The organism is Pseudomonas sp. Irchel 3A7 (genome assembly GCF_900187565.1).
Lineage (GTDB): Bacteria > Pseudomonadota > Gammaproteobacteria > Pseudomonadales > Pseudomonadaceae > Aquipseudomonas.
Map to the genome: position 1 here is coordinate 309,802 of NZ_FYED01000005.1, position 19,078 is coordinate 328,879.

A 19,078-nucleotide genomic window follows, 5' to 3' on the forward strand; every position below is an offset into this window, starting at 1 on the left:
TTGTCCACCCCAACTCAAGTGCGATTTTTGGTTGTTTGCTGGTCGATCCAGACTTCTATAGCGGTTTTTCGGAACCGCCAGCTACCCCCTACCTTGAAACCGGGGATCTTCCCGTCGGCGGCAAGACGGTAGGCCGTCTTCTCCGCGAGCTTCAGGTACTCGGCCACTTCCTTCAGGGTCATTATGTCTTCAGGCATTTCACCGGCCCTTATTTTGAGCTTGAGAGAATAGGGGAAAATCGGGGAACGGCCAACGACGAATGTGAGCTTCAGCGCCGCTTGGCGGGGGATCTCTGACGTGACGGCGATGGGAGGTGTGTGGCCGGGGATTCGCCACAAGCTCGCCACAAACTCAAAACGCCCACGACGGACAATGGCGGATTTCTGCGGGTTTCGGCGGGTGGCATTTTGTGGCAAAAACGGCCCCGAAGGGCCGTTTTGTTACCAGAATATTCAGCTAAGTCATTGATTTTAAAATGGTCGGAGTGACAAGATTCGAACTTGCGACCCCTTGCACCCCATGCAACAAAATAGCATTGATTCAATTAGTGTTAGATGGCCATCGCCACAGATTTGCCACAAGAAATTAGAGCAATGAACTCAACATGCCATCTTGCTTGGCAGAAACGCCAGTGCCGTCGTCCAATAAGTGGCCGTAAACATTCAGCGTGGTTTCAATATTGGTGTGCCCCATCAACTTTTGAATTTTCTTCAGATTGATATTCTTTTCGATGAGCATGGAAGCGTAAAAGTGACGAAGATCATAAGGCCGATACTTTGGCCGAATGATTATCTCACCGTCATCTTGTTTCTCCTCGATAACAAGCCCAGCTTTTTCACAAGCGACATCGAACCCGCGTCTCTGCCAATTGCGCCTGTCCTGCCAGCGACCTTTTTCATCCGGAAAGATCAGATCATAGTCATTCGGCACTGCAAGATTTTCGGCGTAATGCCGAACAATCTCTAAAGTTTTTGGGCTCAGCTCAATGAATCTTCTGCCTGCCGGTGTTTTGGTGACAGAGATTTTGCTTCCATCACCCTCGATGGCACGATCCACCTGAATTCCATTGTCAGTGAGCGCAGATTGCGCGGCTGCAAGATATTCCTGAGGCCTCATACCGGAATCTACCGCCAGATACAGCATGGGGCGGTAGCGCTGCCATGCGTTGGATATGGTCTCGTTTTTCGCATTGCTGAGCGCATCTGCCGCCTTAAGAAGCTCAAGAATGTCCTTCTTGGAGGGGATGACAACAGGCGCGTCATACCTGGATTCATTTCTGATACTGACTCCAGCCGCGCAGTTATTGGAGATGTATCCACGTATGGACATTTCTTTCATCACTGACTGGAGAGATGAAAGCACCTTGCCTGCCAAAACACGACTGATGTCGCTTCTGAGCAGCCACGACCTGAACTCTACAATGTCTGGAGGCGTGAGCTCATGGAGCGGCTTTTGCCAAGTGTAATCGGTAATGAAATTCGCACGATATTCATAGTTTTCTAATGTGTACCGGGTGACGGGCTCCCTGCCGTTCAGGCCTTCTTTCTCACAGATATCCAACCACTTTTTCACCGCGTGTTCAACGGTTTCTACCCCAGAGCTAGTTCTCCTGGTAACAGGGCGTGATAGCGAGTCTTCTCGAAACGCGAGCGCTTCTTTTCTGGTGCGGAAGGTTTTATAGGAATAGCCTGTACTGGACGATTTGTCCGGGTAGCGGACTTGATAGGTTGTTCCCTTGTTACCTGTTCTTTTTCTGATGTCGGACATGATTCTGCATATCGCATTTAGCCTTTGCGGTCAAACGATCCCTTAAGGCTTTTCGCATTTATATGTGCGTTATTTTGGGCATCAACCTGGCAGGTGTTATAAATTTCAACGAGCAGGTTTTTATCAATCTTCAGTCGCCCATCGATGGGATCAACGAAGAATGGCAGCTTACGCTTTCCGTGTGCATCGGGATCTGCTGCGCGCTTTATTTGTCTATGACTTAGTTCAATACCATTTTCGGCAAGTACATTTCTGGCTTGTTCAATATTCACGTATCGTGGAAATTCCATGACAATATTAGCCCCCTTATATTTAGTCTCCGTTAAATCTTGTAGTCCTCGGCGGCGCTCCGGTACGGCCCGTTGCTGTGTAGCTTATTGACCTGCTGCCCCAGCTTGTTGCGCGGCACGACCTCTTCACCAAATTCGTTTATGGGATTGACGTAAAGGGTCACGTTTTTGAGATGCTTGATATTGTAATCAACCTCCAACTCATGGAGCTTTTCATAGAATGCTTGGCGTAACTGGGCGACTGTCATCTCCCCTCTGATTGTAATTTGCATCCCCGCGCGTCTCTTTCCCCAAATAGAATATTTTATTATTTATATATTTATGATGAACCTTATCAGTTTATAAGTTATTAATTTTTACACTCTATAGTTGTAGATTTTGCTTAGACGATTCCCTCTCAATCCACAGCGATCCCTCCCGATCCGAATACGCCTCAAGAGGAACACGAGAGGCACCCAGCCCGTCGCTCTGCGCTAAATTTGAGCCATGTCCCCAGTCGGGAGATCTGCCATGGTCGCCTACTACTCCACCCAAGATCTCTGTGACCGCTTCCGCTGCTCAAGCCGTACGCTATTTCGTCGTATGAAGCGGATGGTGAATCCATTCCCTGCCCCCTGCATGAAGCACGCGGGAAGCTGCAATCTCTGGGATGCGGAAGAGGTTTCCCGCTGGGAACGGCAGGAAAGAGAACGCTGCGCCCAAGTGATCTGAATACTGCACAGTTAGATAACACAGGTGGAGAGTTTCCGATCTCAGCCTATTCAATCTAAAAGGGAAATAATTATGCAAACATTGAATCATACAGCGCCTTATACCGCCAAACCATTAATAATGTAACTCAATAAAATTTCACAACTCAAGAGAGTTTCTTGATTGATTTACTAGAAGTTGTACGCAAAGATCTCTAGCAGACTTATACGATTCGAAGGGCTAGGATTATGAAGAAACTATTAAGTGCCGTAGCGTTGTTCGGCTTGTTGCTAGGCCTTTATCTAGTTTACGTACTTACTTCCGAACCTGTGCCTAACCAGCACGAAAAGAAACTTATTGAGAGCATTCAGACTCACCTTAAAAATCCGGGTGACTGGGCAAAACTCTCCGATATTCATCCCGGCAATTGGACGGAAGTTTGCTTTATCCCTTCTATGTCTACTAGTGGGGCCGGATCAGAAAAGCGAGCCAGGACAATATTTTCAATCAAAACAGAAAAAGTAAATTTCCCAAACGGAATCCCTAACGCCTCGGATTGGAATTCGGTTGCGATGTTCTTTTACCCGCCCAACACTGTTGAAGGGTTTGAAGTTCCTAGCAATGTCTTTCTTGGCTTTGGGGCACACCACATTGAAGGCAGAGGACCATGTCCTCGATCTAAAGACGAGGCAGTGTTAGTGCTGCAAGACATACAAAAAAACAATCATGGAAAATCTCTTAAGAACATCAACCTAATGACCCCCGCACAACTAAAACAAATGGAGAGCAAGGATGCCCGATAACACTCTTAAAACATGGTTTGTGGAATACTTAGCCCGTCACGGAACTGCCTTGGCAGTCGGCAATGGGTTCGGTGCAGAAAGCGACTTAGATCCTGATTGGATAACTGACGGACAGGCCAGAAATGCCATTATTCATACCCACGTAAGTACCGCATGGACTAATGAATTTGGCGTGGGTTATGCGGAATGGCTGGGAGACATGAAGGAGCGGTACGGCAATAGTGATCCAGCTGATATGTACAAGGACCAATACAATAATGAAGTTGGTCGTCAAATCGGTGTGTGGATGGCAACCAATGGATACACGGTAGGTACCTATTCATTAGCAGAACTGGAAGACATTCGTGATGCCTTGGTTATGGACGCTTTTAACAATGGCGATTTGATTGTGGATGCCACCACGCTCGATGAGAATGGCATCGATGCAAGAATTACAAATTTAACCGCTCCCACTTGGACTGCTCCCAATAGCGGTTGGGAAACGGCATCTATAGGTCGAGACTACGATCACGAAATCCCTGGAACCAATATAAGTGATCAATTCTTTCCTTCTGGTTGGCTCGATGGAATTGATGAGCCTGAAACAGATCCTCTTGACGAGAACACACCTTTACCAACAATCCCTCAGCCTCTTAGTCCTATTGATCTTCCCAGCTGGATGCCGGGTGTGACAACGCCATGGGGAAATGCTCAGAACACTTCGTCACCAATCGTTCTCGATGTGGATGCATCGGGCACAATAGAACTGGCTGCACTGAACGGTAGTGGCTCGGTATATTGGGATATTGATAATGACGGATTTACCGAAGCGGCGGGCTGGATTACAGGCGGCGATGGACTTTTGTGCGCTGACGCCAACAGTGATGGCACAATTACGCACAGTGAACTCTTCGGAAATAATGCGACTTATGCGAATGGTTATTTGAAGCTCGACGCTGCCTATGACAGTAACAATGATAATTTTATAACATCAGCCGACACAAATTTTGGCAATTTGCGTGTATGGGTTGATGCCAATGCTGATGGCCTTAGTCAATCAGGAGAGCTTTATACCCTTGCCGGTCTTGGGATTACTTCGATCAGCACATCCTACAGCAATGTTAGCTACACAATTTCCGGAAATGAAGTAAAGCAAGAATCCACATTCACTATGAATGGCAATAGCTATACTTCAGCTGACGTCTGGTTCTCATACGACAACGTCAATACACAATATACAGGCAGTTACGACCTCGACATTCGTACATTGTTCCTACCTGAGCTGCGTGGCTATGGCACATTGCCTGACCTGCATATTGCTATGAGTCAGAATGAAGACCTTCTGGATCTGGTGATGGAGATTGCCGCAGAGGATCTAGTCGATATTTTTGATGAAGGCTTTGGTTTGCGGGCTAAGGTCGAGGCATTAATGTATGAATGGGCCGGTGTAGAAGGTGTAAGCCCAACCAGTCGCCTTAGCTATATAGATGCACGGCAAGTGGGCTTTCTTGAGGCTTTTATGGGAGAGTATTATCAAGGCTCTGCCGGGTCGTATGTATATGGGAATCAGGCAACTGCTCTAAAACCGGCATGGAGCGCTGCCTTGGATATGACCATGGCAAGGATTGTGGCGCAGCTGGGTGTGGCTGGAGAGGTTATTTCAGACGCTGTCTATAACCCTGTGACAGATGCTTACGATGGCACTGCCGCATTGAACCTCTCTGGAACTGAAGATCTTGCCGATACACTATGTGCGGGCAAAAGCGACATAGAGAAAATTCTTGTCTGGAAAAATATTGTTTCCGTCATTGATCACGCCATAGGCATGGGAAACCTATCCATGGGGGATGAAAGCGATTTACTAGATATAATACACAATACGACCTCCATGAGTTATTTGACGCTCGACATCCTAACCTCGGACAGCAGTGACGTCTTCTGGGGTAACTCTGCCGCAGAGACTTTACAGGCCAATAATAACGACAATCTAATCGTTGGCGAAGGCGGTAATGATACCCTGACGGGCTACGACGGTAATGACCAACTATACAGCAGTAGTGGAGATGACAGCCTTTCCGGGAATAGCGGCCACGACCATATTAATGGCGGAACAGGCATCGACTATCTATACGGCGGCACTGGAAATGATACCTATTACTTTTCGGCTGGATTTGTTGGCACCAACGGTTACTACGACAGCCTGATTGAAGAGGTTAGCGAAGGGACTGACACATTACGATTTGTTGGGATTGATGTAGAAGATTTGCGGATGTGGAGTGATTCAAACCGTATGTATTTCAGCATCGATGGCAGCCCTGACGACGTCCTCCGTATTAGCTATGCTTATGATTATTCTACTCCCGGCTATGACATTAATAGCCGGATAGAGCAGATTGTGTTTGATGACAGCACCACATGGGATCTAACCGCTGGTCTGATTATGACTGATACTGATGCAAACCATACAATGAATGGTACTGCACAGAATGATGTGATGGATGGCCGTGGAGGATATGACAGTCTATCGGGTTATAACGGTAACGATACGCTGTATGGTGGAGATGACGGTGACAGTCTGTCTGGGAATAATGGCAACGACCATCTGTACGGTGGCGCGGGAGCGGACTATCTGTACGGTGGTACTGGCAATGATACCTATTACTTCTCAGCCGGGTTTGTTGGTGCCAACGGTTACTACGACAACCTGATTGAAGAAGTTAGCGAAGGGACTGATACATTACGTTTTACAGGTATTGATGTTGAAGATCTGAGGATGTGGAGTGATTCAAACCGTATGTACTTTAGCATCGACGGCAGTCCTGACGACGTTCTTCGTATAAGTTATTCCTATGATTATTCTACTCCTGGCTATGACATTAATAGCCGGATCGAGCAGATTGTATTTGACGATACCACTACATGGGATCTAACCGCTGGTCTGATTATGACCGATACGGATGCGGGCCATTCAATGAATGGCACTGCACAGAATGATGTGATGGCCGGTCGTGCCGGTTATGACAGTCTATCCGGCTATAATGGCAATGACATTTTGTATGGCGGAGATGATAACGATTACCTCTACGGCGGTAATGGTAATGACATGTTGTATGGTGGTGCCGGAGTTGACAATATGACTGGCGATGCAGGTGCCGATAAGTTCGTCTTTGAAGCGGCGTCGGCATTTAGCAATATTGATGTCATTGCAGATTTTACGACCGGGGACGGCGATTCAATTGATCTGGTCAGTTTGCTAGGCAATTACGATCCCCTGACGGAATTGATTACAGATTTCGTTGAGATGACCACCAGCGGAAGCAACACCATCTTGAAAGTAGATCAGGATGGTACAGGTGGCACCTATGGCTGGACGCAAATTGCCACGCTTCAGGGCGTCACTGGTCTGACTGATGAGGCAGCCCTCGTCTCTAATGGGAACTTAGTGGCGGCTTAAGCAAAAGAACACGCAACCTCTGTTGTAGAAGAGCAGTGCCAAGAATTTAGAACAAGGCCATTCGTATGGATGGCCTTGTTCATTGTGCTCCACACCAAAGTCGCGAAAGGCTTCCATCCTCACAAGAGGCATTACCTCCCCCTGCCCGATCCGCGTTGCTGTGCGAGGCGTCGTGCTACTGACTCAGCTTGCTCAGACGTTCGCACCAAGCGCTGTAGGCCTCTTTTTGCTCGGCCAGATAATCGTACTGGTCATAGATCTGCCAGCTGCCTGGAAGCTTATGACCGAGCATGATTTCGGCAATGTGCGGCTCGGTCAGGGTCGAGAAATTGGTACGCGCAGTCTTGCGCAGGTCGTGAACCGACCAGTGCGCCATCTCGTATTTTTCATGCCGCCGCAGCCACTGCATGATGTTGTAAGGCAGCTGCAAGGGAGCCCCTGCCCCCATCGGTTGGGTCGTTCCACTGTTCGTGAACAGGTGCTTGCCCTCGGCACTAAGTGCCATGGCCTGTTTGATCAGCGCCTCGATCTCCGGAGGAATAGGACGGAGTAGTGGCTTTCCTGAGGCCTTACCCAATTTGTGGTTCTCGATAGGCACCGTCCAAATCTTCCTGGCAAAGTCAAAATGGCTTTTTTCGCTGAGACGTAGCTCGCTGTTGCGGCATCCGTAGATCAGGCAAAGCTTCAGGAAAATCTTGTTCTTGGTCGCCATGCGCGATTGCTCCATGGCTTTCCAGACCAGCCTGATTTCCTCATCTGAAAGGGAGCGCGACCCGGCGATTTTTTTGATCTGCAAGTCTTCCTTAGCGTTGATATCCGATAGCGGGTGCGACGGGATCAACTGACGCTTCACGCCCCATTTCAGCATCTGCTTGGCATTGACCAGGATGCGTTCTGCTATGCCGGGCCTTGCCTTGGCCTGTCCCTCAAGAAGCGCCAGCCATTCGTGCAGGGTGACTTTCCCAGCCGGGAGCTTGCCGATCTTCGGGAACACATGAATTTCGAAGGAGCGCAGGATTTCGTGATGCCCCTTCTTGTTGCCTGTGCAGTACGCCGCGTACCACTGGCGGAATAGGGACTCTACGGAGTCGGCCTGGAGGATCGCCTGCTTCTCCAGCTGCTTCACCACCCGAGGGTCATGCCCCTGCTCCAGCTGGGCACGCAGGCGCTGCGTTTCTGCGCGCGCCTCCTTGAGCGACATCAACGGATACGTGCCGAGGTCAAGGCGGCAGGGGCGACCGTCATAGCGAAAGCGCAGCTGAAAGGTAATCTTGCCCTTGGGTGTCACACGCACACTTAAGGCCTCGCGGTCGGCCTTCTCTTCCCGAGTGTCGTGTGGTTTGCCGCTATGGGCCTTCAGCCAGGTGTCTGAGATCGCCATGGGCTCTCCGGACTGCGTACATAATTTTCTGGAGGTTCCGAAATGCTGTTTTGTGTACGCGGCCATGTACACAGATCGAGTGGCTCAGCTTGTCTTCGGATGTCTCAGATTGTCGCGACCTAGCCTGATTTCATCAATGAAATCAGTAGATTATTTGAGAATATGGCGGGGGCTGTCTTAGCCTGACTCAGAGGGTAATGTCAGGGTGGGAAATAATGGCGAAAGTGCGGCGTTTCGCGACTTCGGCGGCCTGTTTGGTCATGGGAAATCGCCTGGCAGGTGATTCAAAAAAGGGCGCAGATTATAGCCCAAGTTGATCGAAGAACCGAACCGTTGAGCACATCCGGGGTGGCCAAATGCTGCTTCAGATGGGAACCTTTTAAAGCACGGAGACGTCCACTCCCCTGTTACGACCACTCGTCGGGGGCTGAAACATCAGCAAGTCAGCCTGACGAGGCTGCGCTCATGGCTCAAAAAGCCGTACACGCTCCCCTGTAGGAGCGAGCTCGCTCGCGATGGATGTCAACGATAACGCCGGGTATCTGAATGCAAGCGTTGTCTGGACGTTTTTCGCGAGCAAGCTCGCTCCTACAGTAAAGCGCGCTCGGCACGAGCTGCTTCTCGCGAACGTTGCCCGGCAGCCAATGATGGCCTGCCACACGGGACTGCGTTCGCCGACTGAAAAAAGGAGTCCGCCTGTGGCTATCCACCATGGCAAAGGGCTGATAGGAGGCGTGCTGGTAATCGCCCTCCTGGCCCTGCTGATCCACTGGATCGGCATCAACACGATCGAACACTACCGCGACGATTTGTTGTTTTACCTGCAAGCTCATCTGGTTCTCGTCCTCGCCTCCATGCTGGCCGCCCTTGTCGTGGGCCTCCCCGCCGGCATCTTCCTCAGCCGCCCGACCCGGGTCGCGCGTGCCGAACGCTTCATGCAGATCTTCAACATCGGCAATACCATTCCACCGCTGGCCGTGTTGGCCATCGCCCTGGGCGTACTCGGGATCGGCAGTGGTCCTGCGATCTTCGCCCTGTTCCTTGCCTCATTGCTGCCGATTGTGCGCAACACCTATGAAGGCCTGAAAAACGTTCAGGGCTCACTCAAGGAAGCCGCTGTCGGCATCGGCATGACGCCGCGCCAGGTGCTGTGGAAAGTCGAATTGCCGAACGCCGTGCCGATCATCATCGGTGGTGTGCGCGTGGCGCTGGCGATCAATGTCGGGACCGCGCCGTTGGCGTTCCTGATCGGCGCCAACAGCCTCGGCAGCCTGATTTTCCCCGGCATTGCCCTGAACAATCAGCCGCAACTGCTGCTCGGCGCGGCCTGCACGGCGCTGCTGGCCTTGTTGCTCGACGGCCTGGTCACAGCCGCCAGTCGCCTCTGGCTCGAACGCGGCTTGCGCCCGTCCTAAGCCTCGACCAAGGAATTCTCATGAAGACTTCAAGCTTTTTACTAGGCTGCGTCCTGCTGTGCGCAGGATTTGCTCACGCGGCTGAAAAGCCGGTCATCCGCATCGGCGCCCGGGTGTTCACCGAGCAGACTCTGCTGGCGGAAATCACTTCGCAATACCTGCGTGCCAAGGGTTACGACGCCCAAGTCACGGGCGGCCTGGGCAGCAATCTGGCCCGCAGCGCCCACGAAAGCGGGCAACTGGACATGCTCTGGGAATACACCGGCGTGTCGCTGGTGGCTTACAACCATGTGACTGAAAAGCTCGACAGCGAGCAGTCCTACGCCCGGGTGAAAGCACTTGACGCGAAAAAAGGCCTGGTCTGGCTCACTCCGTCGAAATTCAGCAATACGTACGCCCTCGCCCTGCCGAAAAACGTCGCAGACAAATACCCGCAGATCAACAACATCAGCGAGCTGAACAACGTGCTGCGCGACGAGGCGAAGACTAATCACCTCGTTGCCCTGGACACCGAGTTTGCCAACCGCTCCGACGGACTGGGCGGCATGGTGCAGCGGTATGACATGAACCTGACCCGCCAAAACATCCGTCAGATGGACGCTGGACTGGTCTACACCGCGTTGCGCAACGGTCAGGTGTTTGCCGGACTGGTCTACACCACCGACGGTCGTTTGAACGCCTTCAAGCTCAAGTTGCTGGAAGACGACAAGCACTACTTCCCTGACTACACCGCAGCGCCGGTGGTGCGCCGGGCGTTTCTCGATGCTCATCCAAAACTCGCCGAAGAACTCAAGCCGCTGGCCGAACTGTTCGATGACGACACCATGCGCCAGCTCAATGCGCGGGTCGATGTCGATCATGAAAGTCCATCCGCCGTGGCCGCTGATTTTCTGCGCCAGCACCCCATCAATTAAGGAGGAAAAGTCATGGAATTCTTGAACGCCTTTTCCCATCTCGACTGGCATCAGGTGATCCATCTGACCTGGCAGCACATCACCCTGGTCGGCATCGCCGTGACCCTGGCGATTGTGGTCGGCGTGCCGCTGGGCATCCTGATGACACGCTTCCCGACCTTCGCCGGGCCGTTGCAGGCCAGCGCCACGGTGCTGCTGACCGTGCCGTCGATCGCGCTGTTCGGTCTGCTGCTGCCGTTCTATTCAAAATTCGGCCAGGGCCTGGGGCCGATGCCGGCGATCACGGCGGTGTTTTTGTATTCGCTGCTACCGATCATGCGTAACACCTACCTGGCGCTGACCGGCGTCGAACCCGGTATCCGCGAAGCCGCGCGCGGCATCGGCATGACCTTCAGCCAGCGCCTGCGCATGGTCGAGTTGCCCATCGCCGTGCCGGTGATCCTCGCCGGCGTGCGCACCGCCGTGGTGATGAACATCGGCGTCATGACCATCGCCGCCACCATCGGCGCCGGAGGCCTCGGCGTACTCATCCTCGCTTCCATCAGCCGCAGCGATATGTCGATGCTGATCGTCGGCGCCGTGCTGGTCAGCCTGCTGGCCATCTTCGCCGACCTGCTTCTGCAATGGCTACAACGCTCGTTGACTCCACAAGGGCTGCTCAAATGATCGAACTTCAAAACCTCAGCAAGACCTTCCAAAGCAACGGCAAAGATGTCAAAGCCGTGGACTCGGTGAGCCTGACCGTCAATGAAGGCGAGATCTGCGTATTCCTCGGACCGTCGGGCTGCGGCAAAAGCACCACCCTGAAAATGATCAACCGCCTGATCAAACCCACCTCGGGCAAGATCCTGATCAACGGCGAAGACACCACCGACCTCGATGCCGTGACCCTGCGGCGCAACATCGGTTATGTGATCCAGCAGATCGGCCTGTTCCCCAACATGACCATCGAAGAGAACATTGTGGTGGTACCGAAACTGCTCGGCTGGGACAAACAGAAATGCCACGACCGCGCCCGCGAGTTGATGAGCATGATCAAGCTTGAGCCCAAGCAGTATCTGCACCGCTATCCCCGTGAACTGTCTGGTGGACAGCAGCAGCGCATCGGCGTGATCCGGGCGTTGGCAGCCGATGCACCTCTATTGCTGATGGACGAACCGTTCGGCGCGGTGGACCCGATCAACCGCGAAATGATCCAGAACGAATTCTTCGAGATGCAACGGGCGCTGAACAAGACAGTGATCATGGTCAGCCATGACATCGATGAAGCCATCAAGCTCGGCGACAAGATCGCGATCTTCCGCGCCGGCAAGTTGCTGCAGATCGATCATCCGGACACCCTGCTCGCCCATCCCGTGGATGATTTCGTCAGCAACTTCGTCGGCCAGGACAGCACCCTAAAGCGCCTGTTGCTGGTCAAGGCCGAAGACGCGGCGGACAACGCACCGTCTGTCAGCCCGCAGACCCCGGTGGCCGAGGCGCTGGAATTGATGGACGAGCATGACCGGCGTTATGTGGTGGTCACCGACGGTGAGAACAGGGCGCTGGGTTATGTTCGGCGTCGCGATCTGCACCGTCAGACCGGGACTTGTGGGCAATACCTGCGCGAATTCAATGCCACGGCAGCGTACGACGAGCATTTGCGCATCCTGTTGTCGCGCATGTACGAGTTCAACCGCGCCTGGCTGCCGGTGATGGATGCCGAGCGGGTGTTTTTGGGAGAGGTGACGCAGGAGTCGATTGCCGAGTACTTAAGCTCGGGTAAGTCTCGCGGAGCTAAGACACGTATTGTATCGCCTGCCGATATGGCGCTGATTTAATACATTCCTTTTCACCGCTGAAACAATTGATTCAGCGGTGAAATCGTATCAATCATCACATAATATTTCACCGCAACTTCACACCCTTTCGACAAGCATTCATTCGTTACAAATCAACATTAAATACTCTTAAAGTAATAGGTCCCTTTTACGATAAAAGGCATTTAACTAATGACGCGCCATCGCTCGACGCACACACAACATGGCAACTTGCCAAGTACCATTAATTAAATACGATACTTATCAGACCAAGGAGTCTTAAATGGATACCACCCATGTGATTTCAGACCGGGCCGCACCCTCCACTCACGCGGGTCCAGCCGTTCAACTACGCCTCAGCGTGACGGGGAACCCGAATAAAGTACGGCGCGGGAATAGCTTAACAAAGCGACCGCTTGGCGATCTATTGGACGCCAATGGAAAAACCGTTCCAGGCTCCGGCAACTGGACATTAGTCAGTGTTTCACCTTCTACGCCTGGAGTAACAGTAAGCAACAACCCAGGATATTTGAACGGAAAAATATATGTCCCCCGAGTGACAAGCAACATGACCATCACCGCCAGGCTCACACCCTCGCAATACCCCGCCCTGGCAAAAAATTATGTTCTGCAAATTCAAGTAATCTAATGATTTGTAAATAGCAGCCAACTCTTGGCCTATCCAGATGCCCCCTGCCGCAATAACAGTCGGTCCAGGAAGGCACTCAGTACCCTTCAGGGGGAGTTTCACCGTTTCGCGATTTTTGTCGCTGGTCGACTCCCCCTGAATCCACTCAAATTCCCCTGCCAGGGGAACATCACACCGTCACACAGGTCCGTTACATCAGTAACTGTCAGGGACCGCACGACGGAAGCGTGCAAAAACGCGACATTTTTTGTTGATCTCAAGCCCCTCACGCCCTAAAGTTCGCGCCGAACGTCCATGCTGGAAACGATCCATCCGGCTCAAGTACTGACGACGAGACAGCAAGGCCAAGGGAAAGCAGCGCTTCCCATGGCCTTTTTGCTTTCGGCGACATGCCTTGGGAAGTAGGCGAACCAAAGTGGGGATACGGAGGACGTTCATTTGCACCCATTGATTAATTTAGTTTGCCAGTAGGAGTTCCCAGCATGTCGATCCAGGTCGAAGACTATTTCGCGCGCGATACCTTTCAGAAAATGAAGGCGTTCGCCGACAAGCAAGAAACCCCGTTCGTGGTGATCGACACCGCGATGATCAGCCAGGCCTACGACGACCTGCGCGCCGGTTTCGAATTCGCCAAGGTCTACTACGCGGTCAAGGCCAACCCGGCCGTGGAAATCATCGACCTGCTCAAAGAGAAAGGCTCGAACTTCGACATCGCCTCGATCTACGAGCTGGACAAAGTGCTGAGCCGTGGCGTCAGCGCCGACCAGATCAGCTATGGCAACACCATCAAGAAATCCAAGGACATCCGCTACTTCTACGACAAGGGCGTGCGTCTGTACGCCACCGACTCCGAAGCCGACCTGCGCAACATCGCCAAGGCCGCGCCGGGCTCGAAAGTCTACGTACGTATCCTGACCGAAGGCTCGACCACCGCCGACTGGCCTCTGTCGCGCAAATTCGGCTGCCAGACCGACATGGCCATGGACCTGTTGATCCTCGCTCGCGATCTGGGCCTGGTGCCTTATGGCATTTCCTTCCACGTCGGCTCGCAGCAGCGTGACATCAGCGTCTGGGACGCGGCGATCGCCAAGGTCAAAGTGATCTTCGAACGCCTGAAAGAAGAAGATGGCATCCACCTGAAGCTGATCAACATGGGCGGTGGCTTCCCGGCCAACTACATCACCCGCACCAACAGCCTGGAAACCTACGCCGAAGAAATCATCCGCTTCCTCAAGGAAGACTTCGGCGACGACCTGCCGGAAATCATCCTCGAGCCAGGCCGCTCGCTGATCGCCAACGCCGGCATCCTGGTCAGTGAAGTTGTACTGGTTGCACGTAAATCCCGTACCGCCGTCGAGCGTTGGGTGTACACGGATGTGGGCAAATTCTCCGGCCTGATCGAAACCATGGACGAAGCCATCAAGTTCCCGATCTGGACCGAAAAGAAAGGCGAAGTGGAAGAAGTGGTCATCGCCGGTCCGACCTGCGACAGCGCCGACATCATGTACGAAAACTACAAGTACGGCCTGCCGCTGAACCTGGCCATCGGTGACCGCCTGTACTGGCTGTCGACCGGTGCGTACACCACCAGTTACAGCGCCGTTGAATTCAACGGCTTCCCGCCGCTGAAGTCTTTCTACGTGTAAAAACACACGCAGAAAATAAAAAGCCCATGACGTGTCATGGGCTTTTTTGTGCCTGCGATTTCGGATCAGAAACCGAACGAGCGATGAATAACCTGTGGCGAGGGAGCTTGCTCCCGCTCGGTTGCGCAGCAACTGCCAATTTGGGGCCGCTTCGCAGCCCAGCGGGAGCAAGCTCCCTCGCCACAGTTTCAAGTGTTAAGTCCGCTCCTCACTCAACTGAAGGGACTTTTGATTAAATTCTGCTGCCAAGGCACGAATTTGCGGATCAGTTGCACCCACCAGCGCCTGACTCGCCACCCGCAGGAAATTCAGGTTTCCACCGTCCAGTGCCTTGCGCAGCCAAATCAGCGCCTCATCAATGTTCCCTTCATCAGCCAGCACTGCGGCATAACTGAACTGCCCGCGAAAATCTCCGCCGGCCGCCGAGCGCCGATACCATTCACGGGCAGCCTTTGTATCTGCCGGACAAACGCGTCCTTCTTCCAGATACCGCCCCACCAGATTCATCGATTTGGCGTGGCCCAGTTCAGCGGCGCGACGGTAGAGATCCAGCGCCTGCGCCTGATCCTCACCAACACCACGCCCGGTCGCCAGCAGATTGGCGTAGTTGTACATCGCCCAATCAAGTCCGGCTTCGGCAGCCTGGCGATAGTGCTGGGCGGCGACGGCGGCATCGGCTGTGCACCCCCAACCATGCTCATGACAACGCCCCAGCATGTTGCGCGCCATCAGGTGCCCTTGGCGGGCGGCGATGTCGAACCAGCGCAGTGCCAGCGGCTGATCCTGCGCGATCCCTCGCCCGTCCAGCAGAATCTGCCCGAGCAACGCCTGGGCATCGACTACCCCTTCACCGGCAGCCATGAGAATCGCCTGGGCAGCACGCGCCGGGCTTTCGTCGAGCATGGATGTGAGCTGTTCGCCGTCGAGTACTTCTTCGCGGCGCACTTGAAAACTCATACCTCAACCCAACGGCGCAAAAGGTTGTGATAGGTGCCGGTCAGGCGGATCAGCGAAGGATGGTCCGGCACATCCTGGGCCAATTGGCGGATCGCACCGTCCATCTCGAACAGCAGGGCACGCTGGCTGTCTTCGCGCACCAGGCTTTGGGTCCAGAAGAACGAGGCGTAGCGTGCGCCACGAGTCACCGCGTTGACCTTGTGCAAACTGGTACCCGGGTACAGCACCATGTCGCCGGCCGGCAACTTCACCCGCTGGGCCCCGAAGGTGTCCTGGATTTCCAGTTCACCGCCGTCGTAATCCTGCGGCTCACTGAAAAACAGGGTCGCCGACAAATCCGTGCGCACCCGCTCGACGCTGCCCTTGGGCTGTCGCACGGCATTGTCGATGTGGAAGTCGAAACTGCCGCCGGCCGTGTAACAGTTCAGTAACGGAGGAAAGACTTTGTGCGGCAGTGCCGCCGACATGAACTGCGGATTTTTCCACAATCGCTCCAGCATGGCCGCGCCAATCTCCTTGGCCAGCGGATGACCTTCGGGCAACTGCAGATTGTGCTTGGCCTTGGCCGACTGATAGCCGGCGGTGATCTTGCCGTCGGCCCAATCGGCCTGTTCCAGAGCCTCGCGAATGCGCCGCACTTCTTCTTTGTCGAACAAGCCGGGAATGTGCAGCAGCATGGGAAGGACGCCTGAAAGCCAAGGAGCGTCAATGGTATTGATTCTTATTGACTGTGTAAAACCCGCAAGACGAACGAAACAGTAAAAACCGTAAGGTTAAATTGTAAAGAATGTAAATTCATCGCGAATAGTAACGTTTCGCAATTGATACAAAGACGCGTCTACCCTATATTCCGCCGCCTCAAATCCTTGGGGAGGGGAATCAAAATGTCACGTCAGCACCCAACATTACCGGTCAGTTCACCACGTCTGCTCGCTTCTGCAATTGGCGTGGCAATCACGGCCGGCTCTGCGGGCCACATGGTTTTCGCGACTGAAAAAACCAACGAGAAAGCGCCGGGCAACACCCTTTCGCTAGGTGCTACGGCGATCACCGGCGAAGCCCGGGACGAGACCTCCTACAACGTCGAGAAAGCCTCCTCACCCAAGTACACTGCACCGCTGGTCGATACACCACGTTCGATCACGGTCATCCCGCAACAAGTCTTGAAGGACACTGGCGCCCTGAACATGCAGGACGCGCTGCGCACCGTTCCAGGCATCACCTTCGGCGCCGGTGAAGGCGGCAACCCACAGGGCGACCGTCCGTTCATCCGCGGCTTCGATGCCCAGGGTGACACCTACCTGGACGGCGTGCGCGATACCGGTTCGCAGAGCCGCGAAATCTTCGCCGTGGAATCGATCGAAGTCAGCAAAGGCCCGAACTCGGCCATCGGCGGTCGTGGCGCGGCGGGCGGCAGCATCAACCTGGTGAGCAAGAAAGCGCACCTGGGCAACTCGTTCGACGGCGGCTTTACCTGGGGTTCGGACCAGACCCAGCGTTACACCCTGGACGGCAACTACCAGTTCTCCGACACCGCTGCCGGCCGCCTGAACCTGATGAGCCACGAAAGCAATGTCGCCGGTCGCGACAGTGTCGACTACGATCGCTGGGGCGTCGCGCCATCGCTGGCCTTCGGCCTGGGCACCGACACCCGCGTCAACCTCGATTACTATCATCTGGAAAGCAACGACACGCCGGACTCGGGTATTCCGTACTCGATCCCGACCGCAGGTTCGGCTGCACGTACCAAGTCCAACCCGGACAAGCCTGAAGATGGCGGCGACAGCAGCAACTTCTACGGCTTGGACAACCGCGACTTCCGCAAAGGCCGCGTCGACACTGCGACCATCGCCATCGAGCACGACCTGAGCGACGCGCTGACCGTCAAGAACACCCTGCGCCACGGCAGCAGCATGCAGGATTACATCCTGACCCAGCCGGACGACAGCAAGGGCAACGTCAACAATGGCAGCGTCTGGCGTCGTGCGAACACTCGCGTAAGCAACACCGAGACCACCACCAACCAGACCGATCTGTTTGGTGATGTCTACATCGCCGGCTTCAAAAACAGCTTCGCCACCGGTATCGAGCTGAGCCGCGAGGAAAGCCAGAAATCCTCGTACAACGTCAACACCGACACGACCCCGGGCACAGCGGCCGTCACCACCAACTGCTCGCCGGCATTGATTGGCGCGCCAAGCGGTTACAACTGCACCTCACTGTCCAACCCGAACCCGAACGATCCGTGGAACGGTGCGATCTCGCGTAACTACGCCGGCACCGACACCAAGGCCAACACCTATGCGTTGTACGTGTTCGACACCCTGGAGTTGTCCGAGCAGTGGCTGGTGAACATGGGCCTGCGCTACGACCATTTCGATACCGATTACAAAACCTACAACGCCGCCGGCCTCACCACGTCCAAGGGCGATGACGTCAGCGAGTTCGTCACCGGTCAGTTCGGCGTGGTCTACAAGCCAGCGGAAAACGGCAGCATCTATGCCTCCTACGCCACGTCCGCCACTCCACCGGGCTCTACCCTCGGCGAAGGCCAGGACGGCAACCCGCTGGGCGGCACTCCGGATCGCAACGGCAACCTGCTGAGCAGCGACATGGAGCCGGAAACCACAAAGAACTACGAAATCGGTACCAAGTGGGACCTGTTGAACGATCGCCTGTCGCTGACTGCCGATATCTTCCGCACCGAGAAAGAAAACGCTCGCGTGCAGACCAACACCGCCTCGTACGAAAACGTCGGCAAGACCCGCGTTCAAGGTTTCGAGCTGTCGGCCACCGGTAAGCTGACCGACAAATGGCAAGTGTTCGCCGGCTACGCCTACATGGACAGCGAGCAGGTCGACGGTGGTCCACTGGCGGCGAGCAAGGCCAACGACGGCAACGAACTGCCGAATACGCCGAAAAACAGCGCCAGCCTCTGGACGACCTATCAAGTCACGCCGAAGCTGACCATCGGTGGCGGTGCGTTCTATGTCGACGACGTGTTCGGCAGCGTGGCCAACACCACCATGGTCGACTCCTACGTTCGTTACGATGCGATGGCCGCCTACAAGCTGACCAAAAACATCGACCTGCAACTGAACGTGCAGAACCTGACTGACGAAACCTACTACGACAAGGCCTTCTCGACGCACTTCGCCAACCAGGCGGCGGGCCGTACTGCCTTGCTGAGCACCAACTTCCACTTCTAATGGAAAGGTGATCACAACCTACTGTAGGAGCGAGCTCGCTCGCGATGGACTGAAGAACGACACGGGGTGTCAGGTTTTTCTCGTCATCGTTGAAGACCATCGCGAGCAAGCTCGCTCCTACAGGT

General features: G+C 54.1%; 17 protein-coding genes and 1 pseudogene. 10 read left to right on the forward strand and 8 right to left on the reverse strand.

Annotated elements, in window-relative coordinates:
• Positions 1-14: 14 nt before the first annotated feature.
• The 4 genes from CKW21_RS32280 to CKW21_RS10890 all read right to left on the reverse strand — a co-directional run bounded on the left by CKW21_RS32280 (position 15) and on the right by CKW21_RS10890 (position 2,329).
• Complete coding sequence (locus tag CKW21_RS32280) at positions 15-416, reverse strand: helix-turn-helix domain-containing protein (RefSeq protein WP_371917515.1); 402 nt, start codon at positions 414-416, stop codon at positions 15-17.
• Positions 417-585: 169 nt separating this feature from the next.
• Positions 586-1,767, reverse strand: a complete 1,182-nt coding sequence (locus CKW21_RS10880; RefSeq protein ID WP_095193965.1) for a site-specific integrase — start codon at positions 1,765-1,767, stop codon at positions 586-588.
• Positions 1,768-1,784: 17 nt separating this feature from the next.
• The gene (locus CKW21_RS10885) at positions 1,785-2,039 is read right to left on the reverse strand and encodes a hypothetical protein (protein WP_218274040.1); all 255 of its coding nucleotides are present in this window, start codon (positions 2,037-2,039) and stop codon (positions 1,785-1,787) included.
• A gap of 50 nt (positions 2,040-2,089) precedes the next feature.
• The gene (locus CKW21_RS10890; RefSeq protein WP_256590196.1) at positions 2,090-2,329 is read right to left on the reverse strand and encodes a hypothetical protein; all 240 of its coding nucleotides are present in this window, start codon (positions 2,327-2,329) and stop codon (positions 2,090-2,092) included.
• Between the two features lie 238 nt (positions 2,330-2,567).
• On the opposite strand from CKW21_RS10890, the gene CKW21_RS10895 reads away from it, so the two are divergent.
• The 3 genes from CKW21_RS10895 (at position 2,568) to CKW21_RS10900 (ending at position 6,983) form a co-directional block, all read left to right on the forward strand.
• Positions 2,568-2,768, forward strand: a complete 201-nt coding sequence (locus tag CKW21_RS10895) for a hypothetical protein (RefSeq protein ID WP_095193967.1) — start codon at positions 2,568-2,570, stop codon at positions 2,766-2,768.
• A gap of 227 nt (positions 2,769-2,995) precedes the next feature.
• The gene (locus CKW21_RS30680; RefSeq protein WP_141232942.1) at positions 2,996-3,550 is read left to right on the forward strand and encodes a hypothetical protein; all 555 of its coding nucleotides are present in this window, start codon (positions 2,996-2,998) and stop codon (positions 3,548-3,550) included.
• On the forward strand, positions 3,540-6,983 hold the full coding sequence (locus tag CKW21_RS10900; protein WP_095193968.1) for a calcium-binding protein: 3,444 nt from the start codon (positions 3,540-3,542) through the stop codon (positions 6,981-6,983). The genes CKW21_RS30680 and CKW21_RS10900 overlap by 11 nt, the downstream gene beginning before the upstream one ends.
• A 175-nt stretch (positions 6,984-7,158) precedes the next feature.
• Here CKW21_RS10900 and CKW21_RS10905 read toward each other — a convergent pair whose 3' ends face one another.
• Positions 7,159-8,364, reverse strand: coding sequence for a site-specific integrase (locus tag CKW21_RS10905; protein ID WP_095193969.1), 1,206 nt, complete (start codon positions 8,362-8,364; stop codon positions 7,159-7,161).
• Between the two features lie 199 nt (positions 8,365-8,563).
• Positions 8,564-8,626: pseudogene (locus CKW21_RS32285) on the reverse strand (hypothetical protein); the annotation flags it as partial.
• A 436-nt stretch (positions 8,627-9,062) separates the two neighbouring features.
• Here CKW21_RS32285 and CKW21_RS10910 point away from each other — a divergent pair.
• From CKW21_RS10910 to CKW21_RS10930, 6 genes are all read left to right on the forward strand, one after another.
• The gene (locus CKW21_RS10910; RefSeq protein ID WP_095193970.1) at positions 9,063-9,779 is read left to right on the forward strand and encodes an ABC transporter permease; all 717 of its coding nucleotides are present in this window, start codon (positions 9,063-9,065) and stop codon (positions 9,777-9,779) included.
• Positions 9,780-9,799: 20 nt separating this feature from the next.
• Positions 9,800-10,693, forward strand: coding sequence for a glycine betaine ABC transporter substrate-binding protein (locus CKW21_RS10915; RefSeq protein ID WP_095193971.1), 894 nt, complete (start codon positions 9,800-9,802; stop codon positions 10,691-10,693).
• A gap of 12 nt (positions 10,694-10,705) precedes the next feature.
• Positions 10,706-11,359: an ABC transporter permease gene (locus CKW21_RS10920; RefSeq protein WP_095193972.1), complete on the forward strand. Its 654-nt coding sequence runs from the start codon at positions 10,706-10,708 to the stop codon at positions 11,357-11,359.
• Complete coding sequence (locus CKW21_RS10925) at positions 11,356-12,513, forward strand: betaine/proline/choline family ABC transporter ATP-binding protein (protein WP_095193973.1); 1,158 nt, start codon at positions 11,356-11,358, stop codon at positions 12,511-12,513. Before CKW21_RS10920 ends, CKW21_RS10925 begins: the two co-directional genes overlap by 4 nt.
• A gap of 262 nt (positions 12,514-12,775) precedes the next feature.
• Complete coding sequence (locus tag CKW21_RS30685; protein WP_141232943.1) at positions 12,776-13,141, forward strand: hypothetical protein; 366 nt, start codon at positions 12,776-12,778, stop codon at positions 13,139-13,141.
• Between the two features lie 482 nt (positions 13,142-13,623).
• A complete protein-coding gene (locus tag CKW21_RS10930; protein ID WP_095193974.1) occupies positions 13,624-14,787 on the forward strand; it encodes a type III PLP-dependent enzyme in 1,164 nt (387 codons plus the stop codon).
• Between the two features lie 195 nt (positions 14,788-14,982).
• Here the strand turns inward: CKW21_RS10930 and CKW21_RS10935 are convergent, their stop codons facing one another.
• Both CKW21_RS10935 and CKW21_RS10940 read right to left on the reverse strand, forming a co-directional pair.
• Entirely contained in the window at positions 14,983-15,744 is a 762-nt protein-coding gene (locus tag CKW21_RS10935; RefSeq protein WP_095193975.1) for a tetratricopeptide repeat protein, read from the reverse strand.
• Positions 15,741-16,421, reverse strand: coding sequence for a Fe2+-dependent dioxygenase (locus tag CKW21_RS10940; RefSeq protein WP_095193976.1), 681 nt, complete (start codon positions 16,419-16,421; stop codon positions 15,741-15,743). The genes CKW21_RS10935 and CKW21_RS10940 overlap by 4 nt, the downstream gene beginning before the upstream one ends.
• 207 nt (positions 16,422-16,628) lie before the next feature.
• On the opposite strand from CKW21_RS10940, the gene CKW21_RS10945 reads away from it, so the two are divergent.
• A complete protein-coding gene (locus CKW21_RS10945) occupies positions 16,629-18,953 on the forward strand; it encodes a TonB-dependent siderophore receptor (RefSeq protein ID WP_095193977.1) in 2,325 nt (774 codons plus the stop codon).
• Positions 18,954-19,078: the final 125 nt, after the last annotated feature.

Bases quoted from the DNA above. Each gene is read 5' to 3' on its own strand.
- CKW21_RS10880 (WP_095193965.1), bottom strand. From the start codon at position 1,767: ATGTCCGACATCAGAAAAAGAACAGGTAACAAGGGAACAACCTATCAA.
- CKW21_RS30685 (WP_141232943.1), top strand. From the start codon at position 12,776: ATGGATACCACCCATGTGATTTCAGACCGGGCCGCACCCTCCACTCAC.
- CKW21_RS30680 (WP_141232942.1), top strand. From the start codon at position 2,996: ATGAAGAAACTATTAAGTGCCGTAGCGTTGTTCGGCTTGTTGCTAGGC.
- CKW21_RS10935 (WP_095193975.1), bottom strand. From the start codon at position 15,744: ATGAGTTTTCAAGTGCGCCGCGAAGAAGTACTCGACGGCGAACAGCTC.
- CKW21_RS10890 (WP_256590196.1), bottom strand. From the start codon at position 2,329: ATGCAAATTACAATCAGAGGGGAGATGACAGTCGCCCAGTTACGCCAA.
- CKW21_RS10925 (WP_095193973.1), top strand. From the start codon at position 11,356: ATGATCGAACTTCAAAACCTCAGCAAGACCTTCCAAAGCAACGGCAAA.
- CKW21_RS10900 (WP_095193968.1), top strand. From the start codon at position 3,540: ATGCCCGATAACACTCTTAAAACATGGTTTGTGGAATACTTAGCCCGT.
- CKW21_RS10945 (WP_095193977.1), top strand. From the start codon at position 16,629: ATGTCACGTCAGCACCCAACATTACCGGTCAGTTCACCACGTCTGCTC.
- CKW21_RS10895 (WP_095193967.1), top strand. From the start codon at position 2,568: ATGGTCGCCTACTACTCCACCCAAGATCTCTGTGACCGCTTCCGCTGC.
- CKW21_RS10920 (WP_095193972.1), top strand. From the start codon at position 10,706: ATGGAATTCTTGAACGCCTTTTCCCATCTCGACTGGCATCAGGTGATC.
- CKW21_RS10905 (WP_095193969.1), bottom strand. From the start codon at position 8,364: ATGGCGATCTCAGACACCTGGCTGAAGGCCCATAGCGGCAAACCACAC.
- CKW21_RS10930 (WP_095193974.1), top strand. From the start codon at position 13,624: ATGTCGATCCAGGTCGAAGACTATTTCGCGCGCGATACCTTTCAGAAA.
- CKW21_RS10940 (WP_095193976.1), bottom strand. From the start codon at position 16,421: ATGCTGCTGCACATTCCCGGCTTGTTCGACAAAGAAGAAGTGCGGCGC.
- CKW21_RS10915 (WP_095193971.1), top strand. From the start codon at position 9,800: ATGAAGACTTCAAGCTTTTTACTAGGCTGCGTCCTGCTGTGCGCAGGA.